7 protein-coding genes are annotated in these 7,107 nt (G+C 43.6%); 6 read left to right on the forward strand and 1 reads right to left on the reverse strand.

The window, feature by feature from the left end; all coding sequences use genetic code 11:
• The first annotated feature begins 310 nt into the window (after positions 1-310).
• From rpmH to mnmE, 5 genes are all read left to right on the forward strand, one after another.
• Positions 311-445: a 50S ribosomal protein L34 gene (gene rpmH, locus LOZ91_RS14125; protein WP_000831329.1), complete on the forward strand. Its 135-nt coding sequence runs from the start codon at positions 311-313 to the stop codon at positions 443-445.
• Positions 446-474: 29 nt separating this feature from the next.
• Positions 475-867: a ribonuclease P protein component gene (rnpA, locus tag LOZ91_RS14130; RefSeq protein WP_100355778.1), complete on the forward strand. Its 393-nt coding sequence runs from the start codon at positions 475-477 to the stop codon at positions 865-867.
• A 9-nt stretch (positions 868-876) separates the two neighbouring features.
• The gene (gene yidD / locus LOZ91_RS14135) at positions 877-1,197 is read left to right on the forward strand and encodes a membrane protein insertion efficiency factor YidD (RefSeq protein WP_180001639.1); all 321 of its coding nucleotides are present in this window, start codon (positions 877-879) and stop codon (positions 1,195-1,197) included.
• 5 nt (positions 1,198-1,202) lie between these two features.
• Positions 1,203-2,966, forward strand: coding sequence for a membrane protein insertase YidC (gene yidC / locus LOZ91_RS14140; protein ID WP_005173495.1), 1,764 nt, complete (start codon positions 1,203-1,205; stop codon positions 2,964-2,966).
• Between the two features lie 91 nt (positions 2,967-3,057).
• Entirely contained in the window at positions 3,058-4,416 is a 1,359-nt protein-coding gene (mnmE, locus tag LOZ91_RS14145; protein ID WP_005173492.1) for a tRNA uridine-5-carboxymethylaminomethyl(34) synthesis GTPase MnmE, read from the forward strand.
• 388 nt (positions 4,417-4,804) lie between these two features.
• On the opposite strand, the gene LOZ91_RS14150 is transcribed toward mnmE, so the two are convergent.
• A complete protein-coding gene (locus LOZ91_RS14150) occupies positions 4,805-5,950 on the reverse strand; it encodes an MFS transporter (RefSeq protein ID WP_180000464.1) in 1,146 nt (381 codons plus the stop codon).
• A 416-nt stretch (positions 5,951-6,366) separates the two neighbouring features.
• Between LOZ91_RS14150 and LOZ91_RS14155 the strand changes: the two genes are divergently transcribed.
• Positions 6,367-7,068, forward strand: coding sequence for a DsbC family protein (locus tag LOZ91_RS14155; protein ID WP_244783442.1), 702 nt, complete (start codon positions 6,367-6,369; stop codon positions 7,066-7,068).
• Positions 7,069-7,107: the final 39 nt, after the last annotated feature.

Genomic DNA, 7,107 nt, shown 5'->3' on the forward strand with positions numbered 1-7,107 from the left:
TGAGGTTTCTGTGGATAAATCGAGAGATTACGAATTTAAATTCAAAAACAGAATCTTGCTTTTCAACACTGGATAGATTGTGGATAACTTTGTTGATAGAGTTGTTTATAAGTTATATATCTATGTATAACAATAATTTAATCTGTGGTTAAGTATAATTTAGTCATTTCACCAACAGTTTTTTTGAAAACTCGTATAAAAATCTTTTTTAAGCTTATTTGAAAAGAAAAGTGCTTTTGCATTGACAGCTCAAGCAATGAGCACTAAAATCGCGGACCTTCATAGAAAGATCATTTTTTGGAGTTTCAATATGAAACGTACATTCCAACCATCTGAATTAAAGCGTAAGCGTGTTCATGGTTTCCGTGCTCGTATGGCTACTAAAGCTGGTCGTCAAGTATTAGCTCGCCGTCGTGCAAAAGGTCGTCATAGCTTAACTGTTTAATCAGTTACGCTAAGACGATTTTGGGTGTTATGACAAAACTTTATAGTTTTGGTACAGAGTTGCGATTACGCTGTGCCGCCGATTATAAAGGTGTGTTTGATGGTGCGCTTTTTAAAGTGCATCAGCCCCATTTCTTATTTCTTGCAAAACATTCCGAACTGCCAAATAGCCGTTTGGGTTTAGTTGTTGCTAAGAAGAAAGTGCGCCGAGCACACGAACGAAATAGAGTAAAACGACTTGCTCGCGAAAGTTTTCGCCTGCATCAACAGCAATTAGATGACTTAGACATTGTAATCATGCCAAAAATAGGTGTGGAAGCAGTGCCTAATGCAGAATTGCATCAGCAATTACAATTTGCTTGGCAAAAACTGAACCGTCTTGCCAAAAAGCATACAAAAATAGCCCCCTCCCCACAAAAGTAGAGTAGGCCAATGGTACGTTTACTACATTGGTTGATACGTTTCTATCAGATTGCGATCAGTCCTTTATTGGGACCGCGCTGTCGTTATATTCCAACTTGTTCTCAATATTCCTTGGAAGCAGTCCAGATACATGGGACTGGACGTGGAGTGTGGCTGGCTACTAAGCGTATTTGCCGTTGTCATCCGTGGGGGGGCTCGGGATATGATCCTGTTCCCTCTAAAGCGATTCGTTTTATTTCATTTCAGCAAATAGATTCTCAAACGCTTCACGTTGCTGTACCCTTTCGTGATCGTTTATTGAACCAAAATCACTCTCACCACTTGGGGTAATACATATGCAACAATGGGCCAGGATTGCAATTCTCGGAGCCATGTTTGTTGTCGCATATTTGCTCATTTTGGCGTGGCAAAAAGATTATGGAAATGCTGAAACCAAACCGCAGCCAGAAACTGCTGTTGTTTCGCATGACGTATCTGCAGATTTGCCAAATGCTCAGACGGCTACAGTTGCCTCTGATCTGCCACAAGCGAATATGCCAGCGCAGCAAGCCACGGATGCCACAGCACCTGTAAGTCAGCAGCTTATTTCAGTACAAACTGACCTTTATCATCTTTGGATCAATCCGAAAGGTGGTGATATTGTTCGTGTTGAATTACTCAATCATGACAAAAACAAGGACAGCGATGAACCGTTCGTGATGCTGGAAAGCGATGCGAAACGTACTTATGTCGCTCAGTCTGGTCTGATCGGTCTGAATGGACCGGACAGCAGCCGTAACGGCCGTCCGACGTATGAGCTGGAAAAAACCGCTTATACCTTGGCAGACGCGAAAGCAACCAAATCTAAAGAGGGTGAAAACCTTAAAGTCTTGTCTGTACCGTTGGTATTTAAAACCGCGGATGGTGTCGAGATTATCAAAACCTTCAATTTCACTGAAGGTGAATATCCGGTTGTTGTGAACCACAAAGTGGTGAACCGCAGTGCTCAGACCTGGCAAGGTCAGATGTTTGGCCAGATCAAACGTGATAATTCAGAAGATCCGGGTAAATCAGACCAGGGTATTTTCACGCTAGGGACTTTCCTGGGCGGTGCCTGGGGTACGCCAGACGAGCAGTACAACAAGCTTAAATTTGACAACTTTGTTGAAGAAAAAGTCAGTACTGAAGCGACAGGTGGCTGGGTTGCCATGGTACAGCACTACTTTGTCAGTGCTTGGGTACCTGGTAATCTGAAGTTGACTCAGGGTAATGGTGAAGCGTATAGCGCCAAGCTTGAATCACGTAAATCAACCGATAACATGAACATTATTGGCTTTACTTCTCCAACCTTTAATGTGCCTGCAGGTACTGTGGCCGAGATTGATGCGACCTTCTATTCAGGTCCAAAAATCCAGTCAGAATTGAAGGATTTGGCCACAGGTTTAAACCAAACAGTCGATTATGGCTGGTTATGGCCAATTGCGAAGCTCTTGTTCGTAGGTCTGGAATTCTTCCATGGTTTAGTGGGTAACTGGGGTTGGGCAATTATTCTATTGACCATTCTGGTGAAACTGATTCTGTGGCCATTGTCGTCGAAGAGCTACCGCTCGATGGCGAAAATGCGTGTGATTGCTCCAGAAATGCAGCGTATGAAAGAAGAGTTTGGTGAAGACCGTATGCGCTTCTCTCAGGAAATGATGGCACTCTATAAACGTGAACAGGTCAATCCGCTTGCGGGCTGTTTACCGCTGTTATTACAAATGCCAATCTTCCTGGCTTTGTACTGGGTCTTGATGGAATCGGTTGAACTGCGTCATGCGCCATGGATGCTCTGGATTCAGGATTTATCCTCAATGGATCCATGGTTTATCCTGCCATTGTTAATGGGTCTGACGATGTATATTCAACAGTCCTTAAATCCTCAACCCACTGATCCAATGCAAGCCAAAGTCTTCAAGATTATGCCGGTGATTTTTACCGTATTCTTACTGTTCTTCCCTGCGGGCTTGGTTCTATACTGGATTGTGAACAACTTGATCACCATCCTGCAACAAGGTTTGATCAACAAGTCTGTTGCTAAAGAACGTGCCAAACGTGATGAAGCAACGCCAGTCAACTAAGTTGTAATGACGGGCTGAATAAATCCGCTTAAGATGATACTCTTAGGCGGATTTTTTTTGGCTGAACTTTTGGATTTTTTAGGTGAATTTTATGCTCAACCGAACCACGACTATTGCTGCGATTGCAACGCCACCAGGACGTGGCGGCGTTGGGGTGATTCGCCTATCGGGTCCAAAATCCTATGAAATTGCCGAAGCACTCACAAAACAACCCCTTGCCGGTGCACGCTATGCTGCCTTTCGTAAGTTTTACGATACTGCTGGTGAAATTATGGATGAAGGCTTAGCCATTTGCTTCCCGAATCCGCATTCCTTTACCGGCGAGGATGTGGTGGAGTTACAAGGTCATGGCGGTCCGGTGATTCAAAATGCCTTGCTTGCACGTTTGCTGGAACTGGGTGCGATTGCTGCCAAAGCCGGTGAGTTTTCCATGCGTGCTTTTGAAAATGGCAAGATGGACTTGGTACAGGCTGAAGCCATTGCTGACCTGATTGATGCCACTTCACAAGCAGCTGCGCGTTCTGCGGTTCGTTCCCTGCAAGGTGCATTTTCAAACAAAGTCAATACGGTGCTTGAGCAGCTGGTGCATTTACGTTTGCACGTGGAAGCCGCAATTGATTTTCCTGAAGAGGAAATTGACTTTCTGGCCGATGGCAAGATTCTGAATCTGCTCGATGGTGTGGCGACTGCGGTCACGCAAGTTCAGCAATCAGCACGTCAAGGTCAGTTATTGCGTGAAGGTTTGCAAGTGGTGATTGCCGGTAAACCGAATGCCGGTAAATCTTCATTACTGAATGCGCTGGCCGGGATTGAACGTGCGATTGTGACGGATATTGCGGGTACTACGCGTGATGTGCTGCATGAAAAAATCACCTTAAATGGCTTGCCAATTACCCTGACGGATACCGCAGGCTTGCGTGAGACCGGGGATATTGTCGAAAAAGAAGGGATTCGCCGCGCAATCAAGGAAATCGAACAGGCCGATTTGTTACTGCTGGTCTATGACCTAAGTCAAGGTGAAGATCCGCTGCAACTGGCCCAAGAATATTTTGCTGAACATATTGAAGCAAAACGCTTGATGCTGATTGGGAATAAGTGTGATCTGACTGGTGCTGAAGCTGCAATTGCTGATTTGAATGGTTTTCGGCATATCGCAGTCTCTGCCAAGCAGGAAACTGGTGTGCAAGCGCTCATAGAGGCGATTACAGCGCATGCAGGCTTCCAGCCTGAAGAAGATACCTTTATTGCGCGTACCCGTCATTTAGACGCAATGAAACGCACTCAACTGTATTTGGCTGAAGCACGTGAACAATTGGTGGTGTACAACGCCGGTGAACTGGTGGCGGAGTCCTTACGTCTAGCCCAGAATGCACTGGGGGAAATTACTGGTGACTTTAGTGCCGATGATCTGCTTGGAAAAATTTTCGGTTCGTTTTGTATTGGAAAGTAAGCAAAAAATTATGCATAAATAGCCCTCATCAGAGGAATGCCAGTCAGTTAAGAAATTGACTAGTATTTTCTTTTTTAAATTCATGATCATATTTGACAAGTAGAAAAGTCATCCGCAACTGTTTGAGGCAGGACTAGATTTAAAAATGATTGTTTCTGCGACAAATTTACTAGTCGATGGTGGCTGACGAGTTTTGCGGTGAGGAATGTTGCTCCGCAAGATGCCTTCCTTGCGAAGCTTCGCTTCTCATTTGGGCGAAACCAAAGTAACAAATTATTTTCAAGTATTTGATTTATAAGGTGAAGACTCCGTCGTGAACGACTAAAAAGTTAAAGAGTCTATTTCTAAACTCCTTAACTGATCAGCATTACCTCATCAGAGGGCTATTTTAAGCTTTTACACTGAGCTTCTGGTGGCATAACCAGAGCACGACACATAAAGCACTCATCGCCACACAGAAGCTGATCACAGCGAAATTTAATCCAAAATGGTCGGCCAAGTAACCCACCGCAAGAATCGGCACAATGGTGCCCAAATAGCCAATAAACAAGTAGGTCGACATCACCGCGGCCCGGTTTTGCAAAGTGGTGATAGCATGAATCACGCCAAAAGCCCCCATCAGGGCAAAACCATGCCCAATACCAAATAAGAGATCGCTCACGAAGAATAAGAAACTTGCCTTAAGCAACATACACAATGCAAGGCTGAGCAGACTAATCAGCATCATGACCAAGCCGATATTCAGACATTTTTTTGCAGCCACCGCTTTGGCCAGGTATTGCACCACTGCAGATACCAGCAGAATACAGGTAATGGCGGTACCACTTACTAAAGGACCATGCCACGGTAAAATATCTTGCACAAAAGAAGGTGAAAGTGAGGCAAATAAACTAAAGGCAGCAAAGGCACTAAATGCAGTGAACCCAATGATCATAAATACAGCATGATATTGAGCCTCAGGACGTTGTAATTTGGGGGCGATACTAAAGGGCTGACGCTCAAAAGCAGGCACTTTTAACCAGAATAAGCCGATAAAACAAAGCACTGCTCCAACAATAATTGGAATATAGGGAGTCACCAGCGGGGCTTGAGAAAACTGCGCAATGACTCCCCCGATAAACGGACCCAGACCAAAGCCAATCGCAGTCAAAATAGAGACCCATTGCGGCGCAAGCTGCTTATGACTCTCCGGAATGGTCTGCATCATGCCAAGCATGGCAGAAGTCGTCATCAAACCAGAGGCAATCCCGATAATGAAACGGCCCAAAGATAAAATCAGGGCATTATTGGCAAAGACCGAAATAATCAAACCCAGACTAATAAACACGAGGCCAATTTGTAGAGTTTTTAAAAAGCCAATGCTATTGCTGGTGCGCCCCAGAAACAATAAGGTGCCCAGACAGCCAAACATATAGGCGACAAAAATATAGGTAATCTGGCTTGGGGATAAATTCCAGAGTTGTTGATAAATCGGATAGAGTGGACTCGCCAAAGCAGTACCAATCGTTCCCATGATTAAAGCCAGGCTGACCATCCAGAAGGGTCGCCAAGTGGTTATTGTTGTCATGAACATGCCGTTATAGTGTTGATCCTTGGCCAATCCATGTCAGGGCATAGCGAAGAAAAAGAAAAGTATATGCAGTGTAGAGCGGGCCAAGAAACATGGTCAAGGGCGAATCAGTAAAAGATTTTAAATCAAATAGATGTGTTTATATAGATTTCAACAAAATAGTATATTATTTTATAATATATAAAATCTTAACCAGAATGTAATCTCGTGCAAGAATTTATTTTTGTCCGTCATTTAAGCTTCTTTTATCGCTTCTGTTCCACGTGAAACATAATGCACTGATTAAACTTGGAATAAACAGTAACATAAATCCGTGGGTAATTTAAAAGCAGACCCATTAGAATCGAAGCATATTTTTATCTGATTCATGTAGAACATTCATGTTAAAAAAAATACTGATTATTGCTTTAAGTACATTTGTTTCAAGCTTCGCATTCGCTAATATTGATATGGTAAAAGCCAATCTGGCAAAGAATAGCCCCAATTTAAAAATCGAAAATATCCAGACCACGGAAATGAAGGGCATCTACAGTGGTTTTATGCAGGGTCAAGTGGTTTATCTGAATGAAGATGCCCAGCATCTGATTGCCGGGTCGATGTTGCGGATTCAGGATCAGTATAATCTGACCCGTGATTTGATACTAAAACAGAACAGTGTTGACTGGAAAAAATTGCCGCTTCAAGATGCTGTGAAAAGTGTAAGAGGTACGGGGAAACGTCAGATTGCGATCTTTTCTGACCCAAATTGCCCGTATTGTAAACAGCTTGAAGTAGAGTTAAAAAAACTCAAGGATGTGACGATTTATACTTTTATTCTGCCTTTAAAGCCACAATCGGTTGCGCCTTCAAAACAGGTGTATTGCGCGTCTAATCCTGCTCAGGCCTGGGAAGATCTGATCACTCAAGGTAGCCTGCCAAAATCGAAAAAAAGTTGTGCCAATCCGATTGAGCGCAATAAAAAACTGGCCCAGTCTTTGGGTGTGAATGGGACACCAGCAATTATTTTCTCGAATGGTTTTAAAGTCATGGGAGCCTATCCGGCAGAACAGATCGAACAGATTTTTAAGGAATTTTCACTATAAAGTTGAGAGATATTCAAGAGCAAAAAGCACCCGACTGGG

Source organism: Acinetobacter sp. F-1, assembly GCF_022869025.1.
In the GTDB taxonomy this organism is placed as follows: Bacteria; Pseudomonadota; Gammaproteobacteria; order Pseudomonadales; family Moraxellaceae; genus Acinetobacter; species Acinetobacter pseudolwoffii.